Raw genomic sequence first — 25,244 nt, 5'->3', positions numbered from 1 at the left:
ACCGCGCAAAAAGGATTCCGGCGTAGAGTGAGAACGAGCGCGCCAAATGCCTAGTGCCGGAGCGCCCTGTCTTTCATGCGGGAGTCTTGCGCTCTCAGTCGCTGGTTCGTGATGTCCCAGCCAGCGATAGGTAAGCATACCCCTGATCTGGGTTCATAGCGAGGGCAAAGCTCTCACTCGGCGCCAAAAGGGTTGGCCGCAACCCTTTGTAGTCTTCAAGACTCGGGCCAGCCTCGCTATCGACCTGGCTGTTGGTGGCAACTCGAAGCGACCCGCTTTGCAACTCAAGCATTCGAACGTTCTGCCCATCCCGATTTGAGACTTTGGTAGCGGGTTCGGGAATGACCACGTTGGGTCATGGGCGTGAGTTCGGCCATGGGCGAGTGAACGTCCGCATCGGGGACGGAAGAGGCATTCCGCATCGGGTACCAAGTGTCAGATTTTTACCACTAGGGGAGCTCGCTCGATCCTTGGAAGAGCCCGTGCGGGGCGGCCGGGGGCCTAGGCCCGGTTTCATGTAGCGGGGAAGCGGCGGCGCGAGGAATGCAATGGGTGTGAGGGTCGATTTCAGCTTATCGAACTTCGTGGCGATCTACCCGCAGTTCGCGACGCTCAGCCCAACACAGGTCCTGCAGGGCGCGCTGCCCGTCGCGGAGCTCTATTGCCGCAACGATGGCGGCGGCCCGGTGAGCACGGCAGAGACGCAGACGACGCTGCTCAACCTGATGGTCGCGCACATATGCCAGCTCATGTACGGCGTCAACGGTCAACCGGCTGCCGGGATCGTGGGCCGCATTTCGGATGCGACCGAGGGCAGCGTTTCGGTGTCGGCCGACTTCCCGATGATGCCAAGCAACGCCTGGTTCATGCAGACCCCATTCGGCGCGGCGTTCTGGCAGGCGACAGCCGCCTATCGGACGGCGCGCTACGTCCCCGGCCCGCGCCGCTTTTTCAGCCCGTGGCCCAATCAGTAGAAAAGGACATCGTCATGGAACAGCTCCTTCGCCAGTTGACGCGCGAGTTTCGCGCTTTCCGCGAACAAGCCGAGGATCGCATCAAGAAACTCGAGAGCAATGCGCGCATCGAGACGCCGGCGCCTGTCGTGGTTGCGGACGAGCCCGAGACGCCCGCGATCGATCCCGCTGCCAATGCCGGTGCCACACAGCAGACCGGTGCCGCCGATGTGGCTGGCTCGACCGGTCCTACCGGAGCAACCGGTGATACTGGTGCGACGGGCGATATCGGCTCGACCGATCCAGCCGCCGACGCCAAGGCGAAGACGGCAAAGGGACCTGGCGCGTAAGGCGATGGTGCAGCTCACCGGCGGCGACAAGCTCGCCGCGAAGCTCGCCGAGATATCGAAGAACCTCCAGAAGGCAGCCTCAGTCGAGATCGGCTTCCCGGAGGGCGCGACCTATCCAGACGGCACGCCCGTCGCGCTGGTGGCGGCGCTGAACGAGTTCGGCAGCGGCAACAAGGTCTCGCACCAGGTAGCGCGAGCGCTTGGCATGGACGCGCCCGCCGCGGTTCCGCCTCGACCGTTCTTCCGGGGCATGATCGCCTACAAGAGCCCCGAGTGGCCTGATGCCGTGGGCAACCTTCTCGTCGCCAACGAATACGACGCCGACAAGACGCTCGGGCAGGCCGGCGCGGCGATCAAGTGGCAGCTCCAGGCGGCCATCGTCGCCTATGTCGGCCCGCCGCTGAAACCCGCCACCATCGCCCGCAAGGGCAACGACAAGCAGCTCGTGGACACCGGCCACATGCTCGCCTCGGTCGACTATGCCGTGAAGAAATAGACCCGGCACATCATTTCAAGGAGATCCTGACAATGCGTCTTGCAATCTGGGACAGCCAGCGCGGCACGGTGAATGCCAACGTCGCTCTGCTGAACAACTCTGCGCCGGTGGCGGTCACCGTCTCGGGCACCCTGACACCGGCCCAGCTGCTCGCCGGCATCATCACCGTCGACCAGGGCGCTGGCGCTGCCTCGGCGCAGCAGCTTCCGACCGGCGCCGCGCTCCAGGCCGCGCTGCCCGCCGGCTTCGCCGTCTCCGACTATTTCGACGTTTCCGTGATCAACACGTCAATCGTCGATCTCGAGGACGCGAGCGTCACCACCAACACCGGCATGACGCTGGTCGGCTCGATGGACTTCCCGGCGCATAGCGGCCCGACCATCCCGTCGAGCGGCATCCTGCGCTTCATCAAGACCGCCGATCAGGCTTTCTCGGTCTATCGCGTCGGCTGATCGACCATGAACCTGCATGGGATCGTCGCGCCGGCGATCGCAGCGGTGAACCCGTTCGTCACCGCCATGCTCAAACGGTCGACCGGCTACACCACCGCCGGGGACGGCACCAGGACGCCGACCTATCAGGACGTGCCCGGCGTGTCGGTCCAGGTGCAGGCGCTCAGCTATAGCGACCTGCAGCACCTCGACGGCCTCAATATCCAGGGAGTGCGGCGCGCCGTCTATCTCAACGGTTCGGCGCTCGCCGTGGTGCGCCCCTTGCAAACAGGCGGCGATCTCTTCGTCTTCCCGGCCGGCACCTTGCCGGAGGGCAACACCTGGCTAGTCGCCTACGTCCTGGAGGAATGGCCCGACTGGTACAAGGTGGCGATAGCGCTACAGAATGGAGCCTGGGTGGTGGGTCCAGTTTGAAATGGACGCACGTTAGCGACAAACTTAGGTGAAGGATGAGGCTATCCTGGTTGCAACACTTTCCATTGCCGTTACTAACGCATTCGTGCCACCGCTTTGGGCGAATACGCGATAGGCTTGGTCATTAAGTCCCTGCGGGGTCGAATGGTCGCTAACCAGAGCCTCGAAGGTCGCAGGGCTTTTGATCGCAGTTTGCGCCAGACCAAAGAAAACGTGCGCGAGATAGGTTCTCGCCTTTTGGTATTCCGCTCCGTGATCCACCATCCATTGGGCCGCGGTTTCCAGACAGCCGAAGTAGGTGGCCATCAGAGAGCCCGCAGCGCTGTAGCTGTTGATTTCCTCAATCGAGGTCGCATTAACCACTGCACCCATGGCGCCGAACAGGTGGGTAAGACGGTCGTTAGCGGGATAGATCACCGTCACGCCAGATCGGTTTGCCACAGACGGCAAGGGTATCGCACGCGTGACATTGACCGGATGCCCGATCCACTCTGCGATCTTTTCGGCGGGCAACATGGCGATCAGACTTACGATCGCCTTATCTCTTGAGAATGCCAGCGAAGAAATGACCTCCTCCGCGATTTGCGGCCGCACCGCGAGAAAAAGAATATCGGACACGTCGACGATCTCTTGATTGTGATCGCAGACGCGCACCTTTCCGAAAGATGCCGCTAATCGCGCTGCCGTCGCAACCCCACGCGCCGAAACGACAATCTCCGAAGCTGGGAACTGCGCATCCATCAGGCCAATCACGATGGCCTCTGTGATTGCACCCGTGCCAATAAAGCCGAGTTTCATACCATTGTCCCCCTCCAGCCAAAGATGGTTGATATTACTCGGCCTGTCGCCTTTTGTAAGGCGCGCATGGTCGGCTTCTCTGCTTCCTTCGCCTCAGCGCTTCATCCGCGCCGGGCACGTGGAGATCCGACAACGGCCTGACGCAGCTCAACAAGGGCGCTGGATACTTCTCGGCCGATGGGACGATCAAGATCGCCTGCAATGGCAGCCTGGGCTCGGGGACAGGCGCGACGACAACGCCGACCCTCGACCACATCGATTGGTCACCAATGGCGCAGGTCCGAACTCGCTTTACGGCCTCGATGAGCGGATCGCGATGTCGCCGCACCTGACGTTTCCCGTTGCCGATCTTTTCGCGATGACCTCATAGGCGATGCATGCTTAGCCCCAGCCAATCGACCATCCAGACGGTGTTGCGCGGCTTTCTGCTGCAATACTTGCCGGCTGGCGTTGAGGTGGTGGCCTCGCAGGACAATCGCGTGCCTGAGCCCGCCGGCGATTTCGTCACTATGACGGTCATCCGGCGCGGGCGCCTCTCGACCAACATTGACACGTACCAGGACTGCGCCTTCGAGGCGTCGATCACCGATGCCGTGATGACCGTTACGCATATCGTGTTCGGCGCGCTCGTGGTCGGGGGGACGGTCTTTGGAACGTCGGTGGCGGATGGAACGCTGATCGGCGAGCAGACCGGCGGCGCGCCGGGCGGCATCGGTACCTATACCGTCTCGCCATCGCAGACCGTGGCAGCCGGGGCGCTGGCGTGCGGCGCCGAGACGATCATGCAACCGATCGACGTGGTGATCCAGCTCGACGTCCACAGCGCAACGGATGCTGTCGCCTCCGATATGGCGCAGGTGATCGCGACCCTTATCCGTGATGATCGGGCGACGACCTTCTTCGCCGCTGCCGGCATGGATGGCGCGCCCTTCTACGCAGACGATCCGAGGCAGGTCCCCTTCTTCAACGGGGAGCAGCAATACGAAACCCGCTACGTCGTCGACGTGCATATCCAGGCCAACCAGGCGCTCGGCCTGCCGCAGCAATTTGCCGACCAGACCGTGATCGACGTCGTCAACGTCGACGCGGCCTTCCCGGCCTGAACCCTCTAATCCGAAACAGAAAGGACCTGGTCCATGACGACCATCCCGGCCTCACAGCTTGTGAACGTCATTCCGAACGTTCTCAATGCCGGCGGCAACGCGCTCGTGATGAACGGCCTCGTGCTGACCCACAACACCCGCGTCCCGACCAGCCAGGTGCTGTCCTTCCCCAACGATGGCGAGTCGGTGTCGACCTTCTTCGGTGCCTCCTCAGAAGAGGCCGAGATCGCCGCGGTCTACTTCAACGGGTTCAACAACTCGACCCAGAAGCCCGCCACCATCCTGTTCGCACAGTATCCGTCGGCTTCGGTCGCGGCCTATCTGCGCGGCGGGCGCGTGGCGCAACTGTCGCTGGCCCAGCTCAAGGCGCTCACCGGTACGCTCCTCGTCGATGTCGACGGCTTTGTCCGCACCGCCAACGCGCTCGACCTGTCGGGCGCGACCAGCTTCTCGGCTGCGGCGGCGCTGATCGAGACGGGCCTCAACGCGGTCCCGCCCGTGGCCGCCACGGTGACTGGTGCCATCGCAGCCGCAACGGCAGCTGTGACCGCGTCGATCGCCGGCAACGTCCTCTATGTGACCGGGGTCACCTCGGGCACGCTGGTGGCCGGCGCTGTCCTTTCCGGTGCCGGTGTGGCGGCAGGGACGGTGATCACCAACCAGCTCTCGGGCACGCCCGGCGGCCTTGGCGAATACGCGGTGTCGATCGAACAGGTCGTCCCCAGCGAGGCTATCTCGGCGACCTATGGCACGCTCACGGTCACGGCGGTCGCTTCCGGCACGCTGTCGGTCGGCCAGACCCTTGCCGGCGTCGGCGTGACCGCAGGCACGCGCATCACCCAGCTCGGCACCGGCTCGGGCCTCGCCGGCACGTACTTCGTCAACCTGACGCAGACGGCGGCCAGCGGCACGGTCACCGCGTCCGCCACGCCGCTCGAGGTCTCCTTCGACTCCGTCGCGGGAGCCTTCGTCATCACCTCGGGCATTGCCGGCCAGCCCTCGACTGTCGACTTCGCGACGGGCACGCTTTCCGACGATCTCTTCCTCAGCCAGGCGACCGGCGCTGTGCTGTCGCAGGGCGCCGATGGAACGACGCCCGCCGGTTTCATGACTGACATCACCCAGATCACCCAGAATTGGGCGACCTTCATGACGATCTTCGATCCGGATGGCGGCTCGGGCTCGGTGCAGAAGCAGGCCTTTGCCGCATGGGTCAACACCACCAACAAGCGTTATGCCTACATCGCCTGGGACACGGACATCGTGCCGACCGAAAGCGGCGCTGCGGCTTCCAGCTTCGGCAGCATCATCAAGCAGGACAATCTCGACGGCACCTGCGCGATCCACCAGCCGGACGGCGGCCCGACCACGCCCGCCGAAATCGCCGCCTTCATCTGCGGCGCTGCGGCATCGATCGACTTCCAGCAGACCAATGGCCGCATCACCTTCGCCTTCAGGGGGCAGGATGGTCTGGTGGCCGGGGTGACTTCGGCGACGGTGGCGAACAATCTCTTCGCCAACGGCTATAATTTCTACGGCGCCTATGCCACGGCGGCGCAGCAGTTCCTGGAGTTCCAGAATGGCACGGTGTCGGGCGAGTTCGAATGGCTGGACAGCTACATCAACCAGATTTGGCTGAACAACCAGCTCCAGCTTGCCCTCATGGAACTACTCCAGAACATCAACTCGGTGCCCTACAACGCGCAGGGCTATGAGCTGATCAAAGCAGCCTGCCTCGACCCGATCAACCAGGCGCTCAATTTCGGCGCCATCCGCGCCGGCGTGACACTGTCGGCGCTCCAGATCGCGCAGATCAACTCGGCGGCCGGCGTCAAGGCCAGCGACACCCTCCAGCTGCAAGGCTGGCACCTGCAGGTCAAGGATGCCTCGCCGCAGGTGCGCCAGGCCCGCCAGAGCCCGCCGATCAACTTCTGGTACATGGATGGCGAGTCCGTCCAGAAGATCGGGCTCACCTCGACCCTCGTGCAGTAAGCGGCAACCAATCCCTTCTTGAGGAGCTAGATCATGTCGACCCTAACCGCCGCGAACGCGGTCATCACTCTTACGGTGGCGAACCTCTTTCCAACACCGATCCAACTTCAGGGCTTCTCTGCGGACAACATCTACGACATGGACAATGTCGACCAGATCGAGACCGCCATGGGCGTCGATGGCATCCTGTCGGGCGGGTTTGTCTACAACCCGACCAACCAGACCTTCGTGTTGCAGGCCGATTCCCCGTCGATCGCCTTCTTCGAAACCTGGGCGGCGACGCAAATCCAGGCCAAGGACGTCTTCACCGCCAACGGCAGCACGACGCTGCCGTCGGTCGGGCGCTCCTACATTTCGACCAAGGGGTTCCTGGTCAGCCTGCCGCCCATGCCAGCGGCGGCCAAGATCTTGCAGCCGCGCCGTTTCGCGATCCGCTGGCAGAGCGTTCAAAGCGTCCCGAACTGAGGGTAAGTCATGCGTAAAGAGATCGACGTCACGATCACCGATTCTGGTCGTGACGAGGGCAAGACGTTCCATATCCGCGAGATGCCGGCGACACGGGCGGAGAAGTGGGCCATGCGCGCGCTTCTCGCCGTGGCGCGCTCGGGCGTCGACCTGCCGGACGATTTCACCGGCATGGGCATGCAGGGCATTGCCCTCGTCGGCATCCGGGCGATCACCAAGATCACCTTCGAGGATGCCGAGCCTCTGCTCGACGAGATGATGGAGTGCGTGACCATCAAGCCCGATCCCCGCAATCCGGCGATCATGCGCGCCCTGATCGAGGGGGACATCGAGGAGATCGCCACGCTGGTCAAGCTGCGCCAGGAAGTGATCAACCTCCACGTCAGTTTTTTTACGAGCGCCGGCCCGTTGAAATCGACCTCGCAAGCGTCGCCGGCGTCCAGCTCCTCGAATACGAAAACGTCTCCCGAGCCATCGGTCAGGTTCTCTCAAAGGGGAAAGCCACGCTCCGCGACCTAGACGAGTGGCTGTCGATCGAGGACGTCCACGACCTTCTCGAGGTGTCGATGGTCGATGCGCACAACCTGATGCTGCTGAGGAAGAGAGACGAGAATGCCAACGGTCATTGACAGCCTGATCGTCACGCTCGGCCTCGATCCCAGCAATTTCGAAAAACGCCAGAAGAAGCAGGCAGAGGCGTGGCTAAAGACGCGCGACGGCTTCCGCCAAGGCGGCAAGGAGATCGAGGACAGCTCGAAAAAGGCTGCCGAGACGGTCAACCTGATCACCCGGCGCGTCCTCGAACTGTTCGCTGTCGTCACCAGCTCGCAGGCGCTCAGCGAGTTCGTGCGCAAGATCACCAATGCCGATGCTTCGCTTGGCCGCTTCGCGTCGAGCCTCGGTGAATCGCCGCAGCGCATCGGGGCCTGGGAGAACGCCGCAGAGCGCTTCGGCGGGTCCGCCGATGCGACCGCGTCGACGCTGGAGCGCGTCAACAAGCAGCTCTACGACCTCAACAAGAACGGGCAGGCGCTGCCGCGCGAGTTCTCGCAGCTGCAAGCCTGGACCGGCATGTCGATCGACCCCAACCACGGGCTCGACAAATATCTGTCCGATGTCTCGGCCGCGTTGCAGCGGCTCCACAACATGGACCCGTCGGCGGCGCACAACGTCGCCACGGCGCTCGGCATCGACCCGGCCACCGAACAGCTCATGTACAAGATGGGCCGGGGCATCGACGCCTATCTCGACAAGCTCGACAAGAGCCTGTCGCCCAGCAATGCGGCGATCGACTCCGCGCAAAAGCTGCAAGCGAGCTGGGCTGAACTGCTCCAGCACGTCATCGCGCTCGCCAACGCCATCTATGACAAGCTCGGCCCGGTCCTGGTCGAGGCAGCGGATAAGATGTCGGCCTGGATTGACAAGAACCAGGACTGGATCAAAAGCGGCATCGTCGATACGGTGAAGCGTTTCATCGACTTTCTCAACAAGATCGACTGGAACGCCGTCGGCGCCGGGATGCAGACTTTCGCCACAGGCGCCAAGGACGTGGTCGATGGCCTCGGCGGCATCGTGCACGCGACCGAGATCCTGTTCGGGCTTTGGCTCGGATCGAAGTTCCTCCGCGTCCTCGGCAACATGCGCATGCTCGCAGGCGGCGGGGCCGAGGCGGCTGGCGCGGGCGCAGGAGCAGGCATGCTTGGCTTGCTCGGCAAACTGTCGCCCTTCCTGGCCATGCTGACGCTGTCGGGCGATACCCCGAAAAAGGATGGCGGATGGAAGCCTGCCGATTTCGAGCTCGACCAGATCACGAAGCTCAAGGGCTGGGATCGGAGCGGTCCGCAGGCGCGCAACCACGCCAGCGGTGAGACCACTGTCGACGGGAACCCGGTTTCCAGGAGCAATCCGCTTCCGGTCACCATCTCCGACCAGAAGAGCGATGGCGGCGGCTTCTGGAGCAACCTCGTCAGCGGCATCGGCAATCTGTTCGGCGCCGGCGAGCGCAATGCATTCGGTGGCGGGGCTGCCGCCAAGGGCAGCGGTGCCGGCGGCGATGCGATCAGCCGCCCGCAGAGCGCATCGCGCGGCACCCGAGGCTGGTGGACGCCGGAGCGGCAATCGCAAGCCTATCAGACGCTCACCGCTGGCGGGCTTTCCGATGCCGGTGCGCGCGGTCTGGTGTCACGCTGGATGAATGTCGAGGCGGCTGGCGGTCCTGGCACGGTCAACAGCATTGGCGCCACCGGCATGGCGCAGTGGCTCGGACCTCGCAAGGCTCGCCTCATGGCCTTCGCCAAGGCACGCGGCAAGAGCTGGAACGACTTCGACACGCAGTTGCAGTTCTCGCTGTCCGAACTCAACGGTCCGGAGAGTGCCGCCGGCCGCGCGCTACGCAATGCAAAGACCGATGCGCAGGGCGCCACGGGCGCATCGATGTTCGAGCGCGCCGAAGGCTACAGCGCGTGGAACGGGATGGATAACTTCACCAGCAAGACCTACCGGGGCATGGCCGGGATCAACACCGGCGCCAAACCGTCGGCCCTGTCGAACATCTCGAGCACGCATGGCGCGACGACGTCGAGCAGTTCGGTCGAGAACCATATCGGCAAGGTCGAGGTGAACACCCAGGCGACCGACGCCAATGGCATTGCAGGCGACATCAACGACGCTCTCAACCGTCGTCTCTTCTCCGCGCAGGCAAACTATGGATTGGCGTGATGGCGGGCATTCTGGAACTGTTGACGCAAGACGCCATCGGGTTGCTGTCGGGCTCGTTCCTGCAACAGCAGTGGGGCATCTTTTTCGGGGGCTCGCCGGTGGTCATCGCCGACAATGTCGTCGAGGTCCAATATCGCCAGCAGTGGTCGATCTCTGACTTCCCGGTCGAGCGTGGCGCTTTCGAGAGCTACGACAAGGTCCAGATCCCCTACGACTCGCGGCTGCGCTTCACCGCAGGCGGATCGCTGGCAAACCGCGAGGCCATGCTGGCGTCGATCGCCGCGGTGGCGGCCGACACCAACCTCTACGACGTGGTGACGCCGGACGCGGTCTATCTCTCGTGCAACTTCACCCATTACGATTACAGCCGGCGCTCCACCGAGGGCCTTGGGCTCCTGTCGGTCGATATCTGGCTGATCGAGGTGCGCGAGGCCGTCAGCGCCGCCATGACGAACACGCAATCGCCGAGCAGCGCGGCCCAGGTCAACGGCGGTACCGTGCAGACGGTGCCTGCCACCGGCGCGCAACTGGCGAAATTCCAGACGTCGTCTGGTTTGCCAGCCGGCGGCCTGTGATGGTGATCATTCCCCTGCAGGCGGTGCCGAGCCAGGCGGTCAGCGTGACGCTCGGCAACCAGATATCGCAGGTGAGCCTCTACCAGAAGGACACCGGCCTGTTCATCGATCTCTTCGTCGACAATGCGCTCGTGATCGGCGGCGTCATCTGCCAGAACCTCAACCGGATCGTGCGGTCGCTCTATCTCGGGTTTTCCGGCGATCTCGTCTTCATCGACAATCAGGGCGACAGCGACCCGGTCTATACCGGGTTGGGCACGCGCTACAGCCTCGCCTATCTGTCGCCGGCCGACCTTCTGCCCGGGCAGGGCTGATCACTTTTTGCAGTGCTTGAAGCGGTCGCCGGCAAAGCAGATGTGGAGCTGGCGCAGCTCGGCCGACACCTGTTCGCGCTGATCGCAGGCCTTGATCGTCTCCGGGTCGTCGCCCGAGCCGCCACGGCACTGCTCGTTCAAATCGAGGTAGGTCTTCTCGAGCTGCCCCGGGCTCGATGCCGCCAGCACCGGGGATGCGGTCAAGAGAAGGGCCGCAGTCGCGGCGGCACGGGCGTTCGTCATCGTTTCAACCTTATCTAGGAACCTGAGATGGCATTCAGCCAGAAGCGAATTGCTGTCGAGTTCGAGCTGGCCAATGGTCAGTTTGAAGGGGGCGGTAACACGGCGGAGGTCTTCGGCCTACGGGTTTCCTGCAACATCGTGAACGCGGGGCAGGGCTCGGGGCAAGCCGAAATCTCGATCTGGGGCTTGCCGCTCGCGCTGATGAACCAGCTATCCACGGTCGGATCACAGTATCTGCAGATGTACAAGAACGGCATTTCGGTGCTCGCCGGAGACGACGAGACCGGCCAGAACGTCGTGTGGACCGGTGCCATCGTCTACGCCTACGTCGATGCGCAGGCGATGCCCGACGTGTGCTTTCGGATCAGCTCGCTGCCGGGCGTCTTCCATGCCGCAAAGCCCATCCCGCCGCTCAGCATCAAGGGCTCGGCGGATGCCTCCCAGATGATGAAAAGTCTGGCCGGGCAGATGGAGCTTTCGTTCGAGGACGCGGGCGTCAAGGTCAAGCTCGCCAACCCCTACTATCCCGGCACGGCATGGACGCAGGCGCTGGCGATCGCCCGCGACGGCGCTTTCGACGTCGGCATCGACCGGGGCACGATGGTGATCACGCCAGCCGGCAAGGCGAGGGATGGCGACACAGTGCTGATCTCGCCGCAAACCGGCATGGTCGGCTACCCCTTCTTCCAGCAGGCGTTCGTCCTGGTGCGGGTGCTCTACAATCCCGCCGTGAAATACCAGGGCAAGGTCCAGATCCAGAGCGATCTGACGCCGGCCAACGGCACGTGGAAGGTCAACCGTATCGAGTATCAGCTGGAGTCGATGATGCCCCACGGAAAGTGGTTCATGCTGCTCGAATGCATCGCCGTCGATGCTGCGGCGCCGGCATGACGACGCAAGGGTTTTTCGGCCAGCAAGGCACCTCGGACGACACCACCGAGATCAACCGGCTGCGCTTCCTGATCCGCCAGGAGATGGCGCAGACGCGCTCGGGCATCCCGGTCAAGATCGTCGCGGTGCATGGCGGCGGCGTCGGCGCGCCACCCACGGTCGACGTGGTGCCGCTGATCAACCAGACCGACGGTCAGGGCAACCAGACGCCCCATGGCACCATCTATGGCATCGCCACGATGCGGAACCAGGGCGGCGCCAACGGCATCATCAACGACCCGAAGGTCGGCGACATCGGCCACATGGCGATCTCGGACCGGGATATCTCGGCGCTGAAAGCCAATGCCGGAGCGCAGTCGAACCCGGGCAGCTTCCGCCGTGGCAACATGTCCGACGGCATCTACATGGGCGCCATCGTCAATCCCGCAAACCAGGACCAGGCGGTCCAGTTCACCGAGGGCGGGATCAAGCTGTTCGACAAGAACGGCCAGATCATCGAGTTCTCGGCGGGCTCCATCACCATCACGACGGCGCAGTTGCTGGTGACCGGGGACGTCATCGCGGGCGCCGGCGGCGGCAATTCCGTGAGCCTGCTTAATCACCTCCAAACCGGTGTCCAACCTGGTGGCGGGACGTCGGGACCACCGGAGCCGGGAACCTGATGAAAACGCTTCTTCTTGATGTCGACACATGGGACCTGACGGTCGATGCGTCGGGCAACATCGCCGTGGCCGACGAGCCCTTGGCGCTGGCGCAGGACGCCGCGAGCGCGATCCGGCTGTTCGTGGGCGAACTCTACTTCGACACGACGCAGGGCATTCCTTACTTCGACCAGATCCTCGGCAAGATGCCGCCGATCTCGCTGATGAAGGCTTACTTCAATCAAGCCGCCCTGACCGTGCCTGGCGTCGTCAAGGCGCAGACTTTCATCCTGTCCTTCACCGACCGCATCGTCACCGGCCAAGTGCAGGTGACTGACGTGGCGGGCAACATCACAACAGCGGGCTTCTGAAATGGTCGATACCACCAACGTTCCGCCGCCGGTCTTTACCGACAAGGGGTTCATCATCCCCTCGGCTGGGGACGTTCTGGCGGGCGTCACGGAAGACATCAACGAAGCCTTTGGCGGCACGCTGAACCCAGCTCTCAACACGCCGCAGGGGCAACTCGCAAGCAGCGAAGCCGCCGTGATCGACGAGGTGAACGGGACCTTCCTGTTCTTCACCAACCAGGTCGATCCGGCTTTCGCCAGCGGGCGCATGCAGGATGCTATCGCGCGCATTTATTTTATCGAGCGCAATCCGGCGCAGCCGACGGTCGTGCAGGCAGTGTGTCGAGGCCTGCAGGGTGTCTCGATCCCGATCGCCTCGCTGGCACTAGCCGCCGACGGCAACCAGTATCTTTGCACCGAGGATGGCGTCATCGGCGCCGATGGCACGGTCACGCTGCCGTTTGAATGCACGGCGGTTGGCCCAATTCCTTGCCCTGCCGGTAGCCTCAACCAGATTTTCCGGGCGATCCCCGGATGGGACTCCATCAGCAATCCCGATGATGGTGTGCTCGGCAATAACGTCGAGAGCCGAGCCGCTTTCGAGGCCCGGCGCGCTGCTTCTGTGGCCTTGAACTCGCAAGGTTCGCTGCCTTCCGTGCTGGGTGCCGTTCTCGCGGTGCCGAACGTCATCGACGCGTTCGTGACCGAAAACGCCACCAATGCCGTCCAGACCATTGGCGGCGTCGCGCTCTTTGCGAACTCGCTCTATGTCGCCGTGGTCGGCGGCAATGCCGACGACATCGCTCGGGCGATCTGGACGCGGAAAGCTCCTGGCTGCGCCTACAACGGCAACACGTCCGTCACGGTCTTCGACCAGAGCCCCGGCTATGTGCCGCCGTTCCCGGCCTATCAGGTCAGCTTCGAAATCCCCGACCCGTTGGCGATCCTGTTCGCGGTCAACATCGTGAACTCACACATGGTCCCGGCCGACGCGGCAACGCAAATCCAGAATGCCATCGTTAGCGCCTTTGCCGGGGGCGATGGAGGGCCGCGCGCCAAGATCGGCACCACGTTGTTCGCCAGCCGGTTCTACGCGCCTGTCGCGGCCCTTGGCTCGTGGGCGCAGATCATCTCCATCGAGATTGGCTCGGACAACGATCCTGCTGCCGTCTTCACCGGGCAGATCGTCGGGAACACCCTGACCGTCAGCGCGGTCGCCTCGGGGGCGCTCGCTGTCGGCCAGATCATTTCCGACACGACTGGCGCCTTGACCGTCGGTACCAGCATTACGGCACTCGGCAGCGGCACGGGCGGCACGGGAACCTACACCGTCTCCAACAATAGGGACGTGCCCAGCCAGAGCATGACGGCGGCGATAGCCGACTGCTTCGACATCGGTGTCGATATCGACCAGGTGCCGACGATCTCTGCGAACGACATCATCGTAACCCTGAGCTGATCATGGCCGACACTGGACCTCCCTATCCCCGGCCGCCTGCCGGGGTGCCGAATGGCCTTGGCCAATTCGTTATCGGCGTCAGTCCGCTCGGCGATTTCCCGCCATTCGACGTCTGGCGCACGGTCATCAGCCAGTATGCGAACTCGCCGGTCCTGACGCGGCGGCTGATCACCAACATATTCAGCCACCTCGACCAGACCGCCAATTTCGAGGCGTTCTTCGACTTCATCTGGAATGTCGATACCGCGCAGGGCTATGGGCTCGACGTGTGGGGCCGGATCGTTGGCGTCAATCGCATCCTGCAGGTTCCGGTCGGAAACTGGTTCGGCTTCGATGAGGCGGTCCCAGGATCCGACCCGTTTGGGCAGGGCGCGTTCTTCTCGGGCGCTCCACTGACGAGCAATTTCGCCCTTTCCGACGAAGCCTTCCGTCAGCTGATCCTGGCAAAGGCGGCGGCCAATATCACGAACGGGTCGATCCCGGCGATCAATCAAATCCTGCTCGGCCTCTTTCCCCATCGCGGCAATTGCTACGTCACCGAAGGCGGCGACGCGGGGACGTGGTTCGGCTTCCAGGAATCGCTGAACGCCTCGGGCTTTAACCAGGCATCGTTCTATTCGGGCTCGGCGATCGAGACGATGACGATAATCTACACCTTCCAGTTCGAGCTCTCTCCCGTCGAACTCGCCATCGTTCAAAATTCCGGCGTCCTGTCGAAGCCTACCGGCGTCTCGGCGTCGGTGGTCATCATCGCTTAGGAAAGCACCCATGCAGCAATCCGATATCCCTGACAAATTCCCCCTCTTTTGGGGCGCCAATGCCGGCGGCGGGTTCATCCGAAACATTCCCGTCGCGTCCCAGATCGGCATCAGCAACGGCGCCGCTTCGCTGGCGGATGGCTTTCCCCCAGCGAACTTTCTGCCAGTGGGATCGGGTGGCGTGCCGCCGTTCGGTCAGGACATGAACGGCATCATGCGGCAGATGACACAGTGGCTACAGTGGGCCGAGGCCGGCGGGCCGATCGCCTACGATGCGTCCTTTCAAGCCAGTGTTGGAGGCTATCCAAAGGGTGCCGTCGTCGCCTCGGCCGTGACCGTGGGATTGTGGTGGCTCTCAACCGTCGACAACAATGTGACGAACCCCGATGCCGGCGGGGCTGGCTGGAGGCGCTATTCCACGTCTGGCGGGCTGATCGCAACGCGCGTTTTCGCAAACAGCGCCACTTACACGCCCACGCCTGGAACCAATAGCATCATCGTCCAGGTCGTTGGGGCGGGCGGCGGCGGTGGCGGCTGTCCGGCCATGAGTGCCACGCAATTTGCAGCAGGCGGCGGCGGTGGCTCTGGCGGCTGGGCCAAGTCGGCTCTCGCTGCTGGCTTTGCCGGCGTCGCCATTGTCATCGGGACGGGCGGAGCAGGCGGCGTAGGCGTCAATGGACAGACAGGCGGTGTCACTTCGTTCGGCACTGCCATCTCGATCACTGGTGGTGTTGGCGGCGCTTCCGGCACCCCAACGGCAAATCCATCCACCCAGCAGGGCGGCGGCGGTGGCATCGCGACCGGCGGCAACCTGTTCAGTTCCACGGGAAATGCCGGGCAGCCGGCAATCTCGCTCGCATCGGTCAACATGGTCAGCGGCGGCGGTGGCGCATCGAATTTGGGCGCCGGCGGCAAGCCGGTCGCTTCAACGACCGCGAACGGAAATATCGGCGGCGGCCCGGGCGGCGGCGGCTCTGGCGCTGCCGGGGCCAACTCAGGCGCTCAAACGACCGGTGGCGCAGGCGCCAACGGCCTCGTCGTCATTGAAGAATTTGCCTGATCTGGCGCCTGCGTAAGCAGGTTCCACACAACCCTTCCCCTCTTTTCTTGGTCGCGCGCGCGGCGCGCATAACGTCCCAGGGCTCGGCCCTGGGCGAAGGATCGCTCATGCTCAAATCTGTTTCGCTCGTGCTCGCTTTGCTCGCGAGCCCCGGTATCGCCATGGCTCAGTCGGCGCCGTCAAATCCGGCAATGACCTATGGCATGGTCCCCACGGTCGGCCAGTGGAACAACTGGTTCCAGCAAAAGCAGGACAGGCTCGGCTACGTCCCGGTCAATCGCAACGGCGACACGATGCAGGGCAAGCTGATCATGGCCGCCTCGACGTCGAGCACCGCCGGCTTCAATCTGCCGCCCGGCACAGCTCCAGATGCTCCCGTCGACGGCGATCTCTGGATGACGAACGATGGCCTGTTCGCCCAGGTCGGCGGGGTGACGATTGGCCCGATCCGCAACGGCAATGTCGCCGGTCCTGCAACAACGGTCGTCGGCGATCTGCCGACCTTCTCGACAACGGATGGCTCGGCCCTTGCCGACAGCGGTCAAGCCCTGCCTTTGAGCCCTCTTGTCGGCACGACCGACAATCAAACGCTCACCAACAAGACCCTGACGGCGCCCGTTCTCGTTTCACCAAGCATGTCGGCAACGGTGACGGTCGGCGGCGTGCCGACGACATTCCCGGGGTCAGGCAACCTTGTCGGCACCACGGATTCGCAGACGCTCACCAACAAGAGCATCGATGCGTCGGAAATAAACTCGGGCACACTTGCCAACGCGCGGCTCCCGGCGCCGACGGCGGTGACCCTTGGCGGTGTGATTTCCAGCGTTGCGCCCGCCAGTCAGTTCGCGACGGGCATCAACACATCTGGCGCTGAGACTTATGCGCAGCCGACAATAGGCAATCTCGGCAACATCGCCGCGAATACCGTGGTTGGCAATGCGACCGGGTCGAGCGCAGCCCCGGCAGCTCTGACCACACTGCCGAGCGGGCTGACGCTTCCGTCTCCAACGCTCTCCGGGACCACCACATGGAGCGGTTTCGGAAATGGCCAGATCGTCACCAATGGGAGTGGCGTGGCATTCTCCTCGCCGATCTTCGACGGCATCGCCGCGGGCATGAACGCCAACGGAACGTTCGACAACACGACGGTCTTCCAAACTCTCCTGACGACAGTTGGGGCCAGTGGCGGGCAGGTTCGCCTGGCATGCGGCCACTATAAGATTTCAAGCGCGCTCGCGACGACGATCGCGGCCGGCAAATCACTTACGATTGTCGGCGGTGGTCAAGATTGCACTTATCTCGATTTCCCATCGGCCGCCGGCAGCACCTGGACGTTTGGCGCTACGACGTCTTCGCTTCATATCCGCGACCTGACAGCCACCACGAGCATCACGGCGACGGGCACAGCTTTCACCCTGACCCAGAACGCGCCGTCCGCCAATCCGGCTAATGCGGCTGAAAGCGACTTCACCAATGTCACATTGCGGGGCTCGGACGGCTACGCAGCCGCTGAATATTGGGCGACTGGTATCAAGGTCAACGGTGTTTCGAACATCAACTTCTATGGTCTTTTCGTTCCCGGCACGGGCGCCCTTGCGGGGAATGGCGTTGATCTCGCAGGACTTCCATCGTCCACAGCTTGCGCGGGAGGTCCGTGCTTTGGTGTTGTGTACAACTTCGTAGATTGCACGTTCAATTTCGGAAATGTCGGGATTATCTATGACAGCTTCGTCCAAGGCGTTGCTGTCGCCAATTCGAACTTTACCGGCGGTCACTTCGGCATCGCCTCGAACGCGAGCGAGACCGGCACCCTGGACCAGCTCAGTATAGTGAACAGTCAGTTCGCCGCCTCAAATGCAGGCCTCGACTTCAACACGGTCGTTTCCGGCGTGATGGTAACGTCCAGTGTTTTCATCACACCGGCTTCTGGTGCGCAGGCTATTTTTGGCACGATGAACGAATTTTCGATCGTCGGAAACCAGTTTGTAGCAGCCACGACCTCTTCGACTATCGCCGTTCAAATCTCCAGCGTCAGCAATAACGGCATAGTTACCGGCAACACTTTCACTACTTACGGAACTGCCGTGACGGTTGGTGCTGCTACAGCGAATGTCAGTGTGCAGTCGAACATCTACAACGCCAACACGACCAACACGTCGCCTTCCGCATCGACCGGCAACGTCAAGATTGGCGGGGGATCAGCGTGATCAAGCGCGGGGGCCTCGCGTAGGCGAACCGAGATACCCAGCGACGAGCTGGGTTCTCGATGAGCCGATAAGAGAGCCACGCCACGACAGTGGTGCCGATCACCGCAACGCCGATGAACAGGAGCGGGCTCGTCTTGAAAATGGGCAACTGTCGCAGGACGAAATGGACCGGCATGTGCAGCAGATAAACGGAATAGCTGATCATCCCGGTGAAGGCGGCAACTCGGCTGCCCAGCACAATGGCTGCCCAACGCGAATTGACGACAAGCAGGACCGTGGTTGGCACTAGCAGCAGATACACTGGTGAGTTCCAAACTCCTGTCTGTCTGACACCCATGGCGTCGGCAAATTTTGGCATGGCAAGCATCAGAACTATGAATGCCGGAATGACAAGGAACTCTATCAGGCGCGAGTAGGGCACCGTGATCACGGATAGCAGAAGGCCAGCGGCGAAGTACGGCAGGAAAAAGGTGAACAGGTCGTTCGTCGGTATCCAGGACGCCGCGCCCGTGGCGCAAGCGACTACCAAGAGAAGCATTGCCGCCGTTCCGGCTCGGCTGAAAGCCCACCAAATGAGGGGGAAAAGCGCATAGAACTGAACCTCAACCGGGATTGTCCAGAGCACGTTTGTTCCGCGCCAGAAAAGGAGATGCTGCCATATGGTGGGTGGGTCGACGTAATATAGCGGCCAGACGTTTTTCCGGGTCACAAAGAGCACCAGGCTCACGATCACGACAACGTAATAAAGGGGCACCACTCGGGCAAAGCGCTTGACGTAGAAGGCCCTCACGGCCTCTTTCGTGAACGGCGTCTTCATATACAGCTCGCCCATGAGAAAGCCGGATATCACAAAGAACAGCATCACGCCGACTTGGCCGGCAGCCGCCATAACATTGGTCGGATAGGGCGTGCTGATATAGTGGGAAACGACAACCAGATAGGCCGCCACGCCTCGAAGCCCGTCGAGTGCCGTGTATCTCTGGATTGTTCTGGGGGGCATTGACTTCGAATACTTTCACTTTCCGTGCTCTTTATCTGGCGGCTGGCGCGTAAGCAATCGAGCCTGACTTCTGGTACAATTACTTGCTCCACTCTGGCTGCTAAAGAAATCGACTCCGGTCTGCTGGCACGACTACTTGCGCCGTCAATCAAAATCCGAACCTTCATGACCTGCCCGCGAGGGCGGAAAGGACCGACCATGGACACCACGTTCGGGGGCGCTGTCGTACGCCTGTCCGACACCGATCTGCCCTGCATCGGCTACGGCATCGGCGTCGGCGAGGATGAGCTGCACGCCTTCCTCGACGTCGAGACGGCGGGCGGGGGCTATGACAGCCAGGGCAGGCCGAAGATGCTGCGCGAGACGTATCGCTTCTACAAGAACCTGCCGGCAGCCAAACGCGAGGAAGCTCTCAAAGCCGGTCTCGCCACGACCAGCTGGGTCAACAACTATCCGCAGGACAGCTATCCCGACCTGTTGCGCATGATCGCCATCGATGAGACGGCGGCGCTCATGTCCTGCTCGTGGGGCATCGGCCAGGTGATGGGCGAAAACTATGTCGCCGCCGGCTACGACACCGTGCAGGCCATGGTCGCCGCAATGGTCAATGGAGGTGAGGCGGCCCAGCTTCAAGCCGCAGTCAATTTCATCAAGGCCGAGCATCTGGACGAGGACCTGCGAAACCACCAATGGGCGGCTTTTGCGCGCGGCTACAATGGCTCCGGCTATGCCAAGAACCACTACGACACCAAGCTCGCCGCGCGATTCAAATGGTGGCAGGGCAAGCCCGACACGCCGTGGTCGCCGATGCCGGCGAACGCGAACATCTGCCAGACCTGCGGCAATGCGGTGGCGGCCTGATGGGCGCGCGCGGCGTTCTTCGAACCGGCGAGGGCAACCGGATCTTATTCTGGTGTCCCGGGTGCAAGGAAACCCATCAGATCAGCGTCCGGCCAGATGGCCAGCATGTGAGCCCCGGCTGGGGCTTTAACGGCAATTACGACAAACCGTCGTTCACGCCATCGATCAAGGTGACCAGCTCCAAGATCGTGAAAGACGAAAACGGCAAATGGACCGGTGATTGGGAGCGCGATGGCGCCGGCAACCTGATCCCCCAGGTCTCCCACTCTTTCGTGACTGACGGCTAAATCCAGTTCCTCGGCGACTGCACCCATGCCCTCGCCGGCCAGACGGTGCTGCTGGAGCCGCACGGAGACTAATCCGCGCCCGGCGGTCTCCGGGCATCATCGAAAGGAACTTCACATGAAACTGCTGTTTGCGGCAGCGGCGATGCTTGCGCTCGCCGGCTGCGCCAATATCACCAGCGCGATCGACTCCGTCACGCAGGCCAAGGTCTCGCCCGCCGCGGTCGCGGTCGCCGTCAACGCGTTCGACGCCGTGAAGGTCACGGCCAAGAACTATGTCGTCTATTGCTCGCCGGTCCCGGCGCCGGTCGGCTGCGACGACACCGCAATTCAGACCAAGCTGGATCCGGCAATCAAGGCTGGCACCACGGCCCGCAACTCACTCGAGGACTTCGTGGCCTCGCATCCGGGCGAGCTTGGCGATGCGGGCGTCTATGACGCGCTGCAGACCGCCACCGACACCATCCAACAGATCGTCTCGGCCTTCCACGGCTGAACATCGACCACCCCCCAAGGAGATACCCATGAACTGGTCCGCCTTTGCTGCCCTGCTGCAGACCGTGCTGTCGTTGATCCCGATGATCACCAGCTCGGCCAAGATCAACGAGATCATCGCCCAGCTGATCAACATCATCCCCGTCGCCGTCCAGGAGGCGCAGGACGTCGTGCCCCTGATCAGAAACATCATCGCCGCGCTGTCGAACAGCAGCTCGGTCACGCCCGACCAGGTCGCCGCGCTCAAGGCCCTCGATGCAGAGATCGACGCCTCCTATGACGCCGCGCTCTCGGCGTACGTGGCTGCTCGCAAAAACCCTCAGACGCCGGCGGCGCAGTAGCGTTTGCCGGCGTTTCTCAAATCTCGAAGGGACTCGCTTCCATGAACTGGCTGAACACCAACGCGCTGCACAACGCCCTCAACCTGCTGATCTGGCTCCCGACGGCGATCGCGGGCTTCCTGACAGCAACGGGATGCTCGACGCTGGCGAACGGCAACTTCGACTGCACCGCTTCGTGGCTCCCGCCGCAGGACGCGTTGTGGATCGCGGCGGGCGCCGGCTTCGTCAAGACGCTGGTCAACCTGCAGCGCGACGGCCTGGCCGGCCTGATCAAGCCGCAGCCACCCGTAAAATGATCCTGGCGCCGGCCTTCCGGGGCCGGCGCAATCCAAACCATCGAAGCGCAGATCCGGTGAACAGATGACATCGAAGCTTGACGATATCTCAGAGGCCATTGGCGGCTTGCGTGCGGAAGTGGCGGCATTGCGCCGCGACTTCACCGAAAGCACACGTCGAGCGGATGATCATCGGGCCTCCATCCACAGGCGTGTTGACGACCTAGTGCACGATATCGGGGAGGCAAAAACCGGCATCGAGACGATGAAGGCCGATGTCACCGACAGCAAGGAGATCACTGACGAATTCAAGGAGTGGAGGCAGCGCGGCATCGGCGCCCTGTTCGTGGCGGGCATTGCCGGCACCGCCGTCGGCGGCACCGCCGTCGGCTTCATCGCTTACTGGTGGGATGTCATCTTGAAGGTGATGCGCACCCCCTGATCTTCCCTTATATCATTTCCAGTCTCCCCATCGGCGCCGGCCGGTGGGGTTCTTTTTTGCGTTTCAGGGTCGGAAGCTCATGGCGCTCGGCGCCTTGTGTCACAGGCATAGCAGCGGCGGCACTGGCCTCGCTGGTTACCGTCTGGCGAGTTTAATGCCAGGGCGACGCTTACGACAGCGCTGCTGGCCCGCAGCGTCTTGGCGGAGAGACATCGCAGCGCACTCTCTTGCGCCTCATGCTCGCTTTCGACGTCGATATCGGATGGCCCACTGGCGAAGCCCGCCCCCTCAACGTAATGTTGCCGCACGCCGCTTATGGGGAGGGGGCCGCAATGCTTCTTCGAAGCTGGATAACCTTCTCGGCTGTCATCGGCCTGCTGCAAGCCGTCGTGGGGCTGCTTTCGGTTCTCCAGCACAATGCAGTGCTTTCCGACCTTCTAAGGCAACGAATTTCCGTCATCGCCCAGACGACCGCAACGTCGTTCAAACCGTTCATCGACCTTGGCCTGCCGCTCTCCATGATCCGAAACGGCAACGCGATCGTCGCGCGGGCGATCGAGATCGACGACCAGGTCAAGGCAGTCCACGCGTTCAACCCGTCGGGAATCATCGTCTACACCACCGATGCGTCAGGGCCCAAGGGGGTTCCGCACGAGGTGCTGCAAGCGATGCAGTTGTCGAAGAGCGTTAAGTGGAGCACTGAGACAGCCGAGCAAATCTACAGCGGGTTCAACGTGGTGAGCCGTGATGGCGCCGCCAGCGGCGCCGTCGTTGTCGCCTATCCGAAGGACCGGCTCGAAGCGGCGTCACAGACCATGGTAGCCAAGGTCGTCCGCACCGCCCTGCTGATCTGGGCCGCCTTCTCGGCGCTATCCTACCTTCTGCTGAGGCTGCTTCTGGGAACCCCTCAGCGTCGGCTTGCCCGCCTGGAGGGCGTTGCCCGCGGCGAGCCCGACGCGGAGATCGGCACCGATGGCAATCCGCGGACGAGTGGCCCCGGCGCGTTCTGGCGGGATCTCTTCGGCCCCCAGATCCGGCAACTCGGCGCAAACCTTTCAGACGCGAGACGTCAGTATGATGAGGCCAGCCGGGAACTCAGCGCCTTTGCATCACCGGTCGCAGAGGACGGGCGCCCCGAAGGCGACGACTCGGCCGTCGCTACCAACCCGGCTCCTGAGACCGAGATTGCGTCCAACCCTTTGCGCTCGCTCGCTCGGCAGATCGCATCGCGCCTGGCCCCGCTGGCGGCGGTGCTGATGGTGAGTTCCGCCCTGATTTTGGGCGTCATCACCCTGGGCAATGTCAATCGCTCCATTGAACCTGAGCTGTCGGCCCGCACGAACCTGATTGCCACGGTTGTTGGCGAAGACGTCCAGCGAGCACTGGCGACAGGCGTGCCGCTGGATGGTCTCGTCAACGCCGAGAGCTATTTTGGCGATATGCTCAAGCAATTGCCCGAGATCGCATACGTCGCGGTGGCCACGGGTCGGGTGGTGCTGGAGGTTGGCAAACCGATCGACCCTTATCTTGCTCCGCCGCGTGAGCGCAAAGGCGTGCGCAGCCACCCGATCATGCACGATGGCAAGGAAATCGCCTACGTGGTGATCGATGTCGACCCGGCATTCATCTCCAAGAAGTTCCTCGACGTCTTTCTCGATATGGGCGTCGTCGTGGTGGTCGCTGTCTTAACGGCCTTCGAGATCATGGTGCTGATGACCAGTCGCTCACTGACTGCCGCTCTCGATCGGTTGCAGCGGCTGGCGGCCATGCAGGCGGCCGGTGACTTCTCCAAGCGGGTGGTGGTGGGTGCCCACATCGCCGTTGATCGTGCCGCCCAGATCCTGGTCGAGCGCACCGAAGGCCTCAGCGCGCAGTTCGCCGCGGCATGGCAAGGCCTCGATGGTTCTGAAGCGAGGGGAGCCAGGCTCGCCGCATTGCAGGCGCGCTACGGTCTTTCGCTGAACGGGCCGACGACCCTGCGCTTTTCCTATTTCACCGATCTGCGGCTGGCGCTATTTCTGTTCGCGGCCGCTGACGAGCTGCCGCTTTCCTTCATGCCGCTTTACACGAGGGCGGCACACAATCCCTTTCCGTGGCTGTCCGAGAGCGTGCTGATCAGCCTGCCGCTCGCCGGATACCTGCTCGCCATCGTGCTGGTTTCCCCGTTTGCGCGGCCGCTTGCCGGCTGGCTTGGACCGCGGAGGCTGCTGATCCTGGCTGCGGCACCGACAATCGCCGCCCATCTTTGGCTCTATTGGGCAACCAGCGTGCCCGAGATCGTCGCGTCGCGCACCATTCTCGGGGTGGGGTACGCCTTCGTAACGCTCGCCTGCCAGGACTACGTCATCGACAACACGCCGCGCGACGAGCGAGACCGATCGCTCGGAATGTTTTCGACGGTATTGTACGGAGGGATATTCTGCGGCACGGCGCTGGGCGGTGTGCTGGCAGACAGGCTGGGCAAGGCCAACGTGTTTCTGCTCAGCGCCACCTTTGTCCTGATCTCCGCGCTTCTGATCTTCTCGCTGGTCGCCGACACCGCGAGCCGGAGAGATGGTGCGCGTGCCGCCAAGGCAACTCGACCGCCACTGCTTGCCTCCTTGCGCAACTGGCATTTCGCCGCCCTGGTGTTCGGCATCGCCATCCCTGGCAACATCTGGCAGCAGGCCTTCATTTCCTATCTCGTGGCTCTGACGCTCGATTCCCTCGGTGCCTCGCCGGGGGATATCGGACGCACGCTGATGGTCTACTTCCTCGCGATCGCCCTGGTCGGTCCGCTTGCGGGGCGCGCGGCGGAGAGGGGGATTCCGGTATCGGCCGTGGCCTTGTCGGGGGGGCTTCTCGGCGGCATCTCCCTGCTGACGGCAGCCGTCTGGCCGAGCCAGATCGCCATCTTCGTTGCGGTGCTAGGCTCCGGAATCGGCAACGGCATGGTGCGTGGGTCGCAAGTCTCGCTCTCGATGTCGATTGCTGAAACGGAGTTGAAGCATCTGGGGGCCGATGCGGTTCTGGGTGCACTGCGAACGGTCGAGCGGTTCGCCAGCATCGTCGGGCTGCTGCTGGTCGCGGCTGTCGCGGGTCTCTATGGTTACGCGGCAGCGACGGCCACCGTCGCGGCGCTCGCACTTGCCGGCGCCGTGCTGTTCGGGATCTCGGTGCTGGGCAAGCGAGCGGCGCGGGGCCCGGCAGTCGGCGTATAGAATTAGCCGGAATTAATTTAGCTGCCAGTGAATTGTTTTGCCGGCCGGGACCTGACGGCGTTAGACTGGCGGCTAGCGCCTCGGAGCGCCTCATGGGGGAATCGTCG

The 25,244-nt window shown here is 63.0% G+C and carries 29 protein-coding genes; 26 read left to right on the top strand and 3 right to left on the bottom strand.

Features of this window, described 5'->3' with window-relative positions; all coding sequences use genetic code 11:
- Positions 1–548: 548 nt before the first annotated feature.
- From AC1D10_RS11615 to AC1D10_RS11595, 5 genes are read left to right on the top strand one after another with little or no spacing between them, the layout of a single operon-like run.
- A complete protein-coding gene (locus AC1D10_RS11615; RefSeq protein WP_477271700.1) occupies positions 549–974 on the top strand; it encodes a DUF4054 domain-containing protein in 426 nt (141 codons plus the stop codon).
- A 14-nt stretch (positions 975–988) separates the two neighbouring features.
- Positions 989–1,303, top strand: a complete 315-nt coding sequence (locus AC1D10_RS11610) for a hypothetical protein (protein ID WP_477271698.1) — start codon at positions 989–991, stop codon at positions 1,301–1,303.
- A gap of 4 nt (positions 1,304–1,307) precedes the next feature.
- Positions 1,308–1,799, top strand: a complete 492-nt coding sequence (locus tag AC1D10_RS11605; protein ID WP_477271696.1) for a hypothetical protein — start codon at positions 1,308–1,310, stop codon at positions 1,797–1,799.
- Positions 1,800–1,831: 32 nt separating this feature from the next.
- Positions 1,832–2,251, top strand: coding sequence for a hypothetical protein (locus AC1D10_RS11600; RefSeq protein ID WP_477271694.1), 420 nt, complete (start codon positions 1,832–1,834; stop codon positions 2,249–2,251).
- Between the two features lie 6 nt (positions 2,252–2,257).
- Positions 2,258–2,665, top strand: coding sequence for a hypothetical protein (locus AC1D10_RS11595; protein WP_477271692.1), 408 nt, complete (start codon positions 2,258–2,260; stop codon positions 2,663–2,665).
- 24 nt (positions 2,666–2,689) lie between these two features.
- Here the strand turns inward: AC1D10_RS11595 and AC1D10_RS11590 are convergent, their stop codons facing one another.
- The gene (locus tag AC1D10_RS11590) at positions 2,690–3,463 is read right to left on the bottom strand and encodes a pyrroline-5-carboxylate reductase (protein WP_477271690.1); all 774 of its coding nucleotides are present in this window, start codon (positions 3,461–3,463) and stop codon (positions 2,690–2,692) included.
- A 377-nt stretch (positions 3,464–3,840) separates the two neighbouring features.
- Between AC1D10_RS11590 and AC1D10_RS11585 the strand changes: the two genes are divergently transcribed.
- From AC1D10_RS11585 to AC1D10_RS11555, 7 genes are all read left to right on the top strand, one after another.
- Positions 3,841–4,566, top strand: coding sequence for a phage neck terminator protein (locus tag AC1D10_RS11585; RefSeq protein ID WP_477271688.1), 726 nt, complete (start codon positions 3,841–3,843; stop codon positions 4,564–4,566).
- Positions 4,567–4,599: 33 nt separating this feature from the next.
- The gene (locus AC1D10_RS11580; protein ID WP_477271686.1) at positions 4,600–6,558 is read left to right on the top strand and encodes a DUF3383 domain-containing protein; all 1,959 of its coding nucleotides are present in this window, start codon (positions 4,600–4,602) and stop codon (positions 6,556–6,558) included.
- Positions 6,559–6,591: 33 nt separating this feature from the next.
- A complete protein-coding gene (locus AC1D10_RS11575; protein WP_477271684.1) occupies positions 6,592–7,023 on the top strand; it encodes a phage tail fiber protein in 432 nt (143 codons plus the stop codon).
- A 9-nt stretch (positions 7,024–7,032) separates the two neighbouring features.
- Positions 7,033–7,542 (top strand): hypothetical protein, encoded by a 510-nt coding sequence (locus AC1D10_RS11570; RefSeq protein WP_477271682.1) that lies wholly within the window; start codon positions 7,033–7,035, stop codon positions 7,540–7,542.
- 93 nt (positions 7,543–7,635) lie between these two features.
- Positions 7,636–9,741 carry a phage tail tip lysozyme gene (locus tag AC1D10_RS11565; RefSeq protein WP_477271680.1) on the top strand — a complete coding sequence of 702 codons (2,106 nt, stop codon included), beginning with the start codon at positions 7,636–7,638 and terminating at the stop codon, positions 9,739–9,741.
- Positions 9,741–10,316, top strand: coding sequence for a hypothetical protein (locus AC1D10_RS11560; protein ID WP_477271678.1), 576 nt, complete (start codon positions 9,741–9,743; stop codon positions 10,314–10,316). Before AC1D10_RS11565 ends, AC1D10_RS11560 begins: the two co-directional genes overlap by 1 nt.
- Positions 10,316–10,630 carry a phage baseplate plug family protein gene (locus AC1D10_RS11555; RefSeq protein WP_477271676.1) on the top strand — a complete coding sequence of 105 codons (315 nt, stop codon included), beginning with the start codon at positions 10,316–10,318 and terminating at the stop codon, positions 10,628–10,630. The genes AC1D10_RS11560 and AC1D10_RS11555 overlap by 1 nt, the downstream gene beginning before the upstream one ends.
- On the opposite strand, the gene AC1D10_RS11550 is transcribed toward AC1D10_RS11555, so the two are convergent.
- On the bottom strand, positions 10,631–10,873 hold the full coding sequence (locus AC1D10_RS11550; RefSeq protein WP_477271674.1) for a hypothetical protein: 243 nt from the start codon (positions 10,871–10,873) through the stop codon (positions 10,631–10,633).
- Between the two features lie 27 nt (positions 10,874–10,900).
- Here AC1D10_RS11550 and AC1D10_RS11545 point away from each other — a divergent pair, with 27 nt between their 5' ends.
- The 7 genes from AC1D10_RS11545 (at position 10,901) to AC1D10_RS11515 (ending at position 18,239) form a co-directional block, all read left to right on the top strand.
- Complete coding sequence (locus tag AC1D10_RS11545) at positions 10,901–11,764, top strand: baseplate hub protein (RefSeq protein WP_477271672.1); 864 nt, start codon at positions 10,901–10,903, stop codon at positions 11,762–11,764.
- Positions 11,761–12,426: a hypothetical protein gene (locus AC1D10_RS11540; RefSeq protein WP_477271670.1), complete on the top strand. Its 666-nt coding sequence runs from the start codon at positions 11,761–11,763 to the stop codon at positions 12,424–12,426. Before AC1D10_RS11545 ends, AC1D10_RS11540 begins: the two co-directional genes overlap by 4 nt.
- The gene (locus AC1D10_RS11535; protein WP_477271668.1) at positions 12,426–12,776 is read left to right on the top strand and encodes a contractile injection system sheath initiator; all 351 of its coding nucleotides are present in this window, start codon (positions 12,426–12,428) and stop codon (positions 12,774–12,776) included. The genes AC1D10_RS11540 and AC1D10_RS11535 overlap by 1 nt, the downstream gene beginning before the upstream one ends.
- A 1-nt stretch (position 12,777) precedes the next feature.
- Positions 12,778–14,214, top strand: a complete 1,437-nt coding sequence (locus AC1D10_RS11530) for a baseplate J/gp47 family protein (RefSeq protein ID WP_477271666.1) — start codon at positions 12,778–12,780, stop codon at positions 14,212–14,214.
- A gap of 2 nt (positions 14,215–14,216) precedes the next feature.
- Positions 14,217–14,972, top strand: a complete 756-nt coding sequence (locus tag AC1D10_RS11525) for a DUF2612 domain-containing protein (protein WP_477271664.1) — start codon at positions 14,217–14,219, stop codon at positions 14,970–14,972.
- Between the two features lie 10 nt (positions 14,973–14,982).
- Positions 14,983–16,032, top strand: a complete 1,050-nt coding sequence (locus AC1D10_RS11520; protein ID WP_477271662.1) for a glycine-rich domain-containing protein — start codon at positions 14,983–14,985, stop codon at positions 16,030–16,032.
- 107 nt (positions 16,033–16,139) lie between these two features.
- Complete coding sequence (locus AC1D10_RS11515) at positions 16,140–18,239, top strand: hypothetical protein (protein ID WP_477271660.1); 2,100 nt, start codon at positions 16,140–16,142, stop codon at positions 18,237–18,239.
- On the opposite strand, the gene AC1D10_RS11510 is transcribed toward AC1D10_RS11515, so the two are convergent.
- Positions 18,214–19,239: an acyltransferase family protein gene (locus tag AC1D10_RS11510; protein ID WP_477271658.1), complete on the bottom strand. Its 1,026-nt coding sequence runs from the start codon at positions 19,237–19,239 to the stop codon at positions 18,214–18,216. The two genes, AC1D10_RS11515 and AC1D10_RS11510, sit on opposite strands and share 26 nt — an antisense overlap.
- A 198-nt stretch (positions 19,240–19,437) precedes the next feature.
- Here AC1D10_RS11510 and AC1D10_RS11505 point away from each other — a divergent pair, with 198 nt between their 5' ends.
- From AC1D10_RS11505 to AC1D10_RS11475, 7 genes are all read left to right on the top strand, one after another.
- A complete protein-coding gene (locus AC1D10_RS11505) occupies positions 19,438–20,100 on the top strand; it encodes an N-acetylmuramidase family protein (protein ID WP_477271656.1) in 663 nt (220 codons plus the stop codon).
- Positions 20,100–20,387 carry a ubiquitination-like system serine protease family protein gene (locus tag AC1D10_RS11500; protein ID WP_477271654.1) on the top strand — a complete coding sequence of 96 codons (288 nt, stop codon included), beginning with the start codon at positions 20,100–20,102 and terminating at the stop codon, positions 20,385–20,387. The genes AC1D10_RS11505 and AC1D10_RS11500 overlap by 1 nt, the downstream gene beginning before the upstream one ends.
- A gap of 115 nt (positions 20,388–20,502) precedes the next feature.
- Complete coding sequence (locus tag AC1D10_RS11495) at positions 20,503–20,880, top strand: hypothetical protein (RefSeq protein ID WP_477271652.1); 378 nt, start codon at positions 20,503–20,505, stop codon at positions 20,878–20,880.
- A 28-nt stretch (positions 20,881–20,908) separates the two neighbouring features.
- The gene (locus AC1D10_RS11490; RefSeq protein ID WP_477271650.1) at positions 20,909–21,220 is read left to right on the top strand and encodes a hypothetical protein; all 312 of its coding nucleotides are present in this window, start codon (positions 20,909–20,911) and stop codon (positions 21,218–21,220) included.
- A gap of 41 nt (positions 21,221–21,261) precedes the next feature.
- The gene (locus tag AC1D10_RS11485) at positions 21,262–21,516 is read left to right on the top strand and encodes a hypothetical protein (protein ID WP_477271648.1); all 255 of its coding nucleotides are present in this window, start codon (positions 21,262–21,264) and stop codon (positions 21,514–21,516) included.
- A 64-nt stretch (positions 21,517–21,580) separates the two neighbouring features.
- Positions 21,581–21,937: a DUF1515 family protein gene (locus AC1D10_RS11480; RefSeq protein ID WP_477271646.1), complete on the top strand. Its 357-nt coding sequence runs from the start codon at positions 21,581–21,583 to the stop codon at positions 21,935–21,937.
- 332 nt (positions 21,938–22,269) lie between these two features.
- Positions 22,270–25,137 (top strand): MFS transporter, encoded by a 2,868-nt coding sequence (locus AC1D10_RS11475; RefSeq protein ID WP_477271644.1) that lies wholly within the window; start codon positions 22,270–22,272, stop codon positions 25,135–25,137.
- Positions 25,138–25,244 lie beyond the last annotated feature (107 nt).

The organism is Mesorhizobium sp. P2_A8 (genome assembly GCF_056404935.1).
The sequence above is the reverse complement of the archived record's forward strand: the minus strand, read 5'-3'. Positions and strand labels throughout refer to the sequence as shown.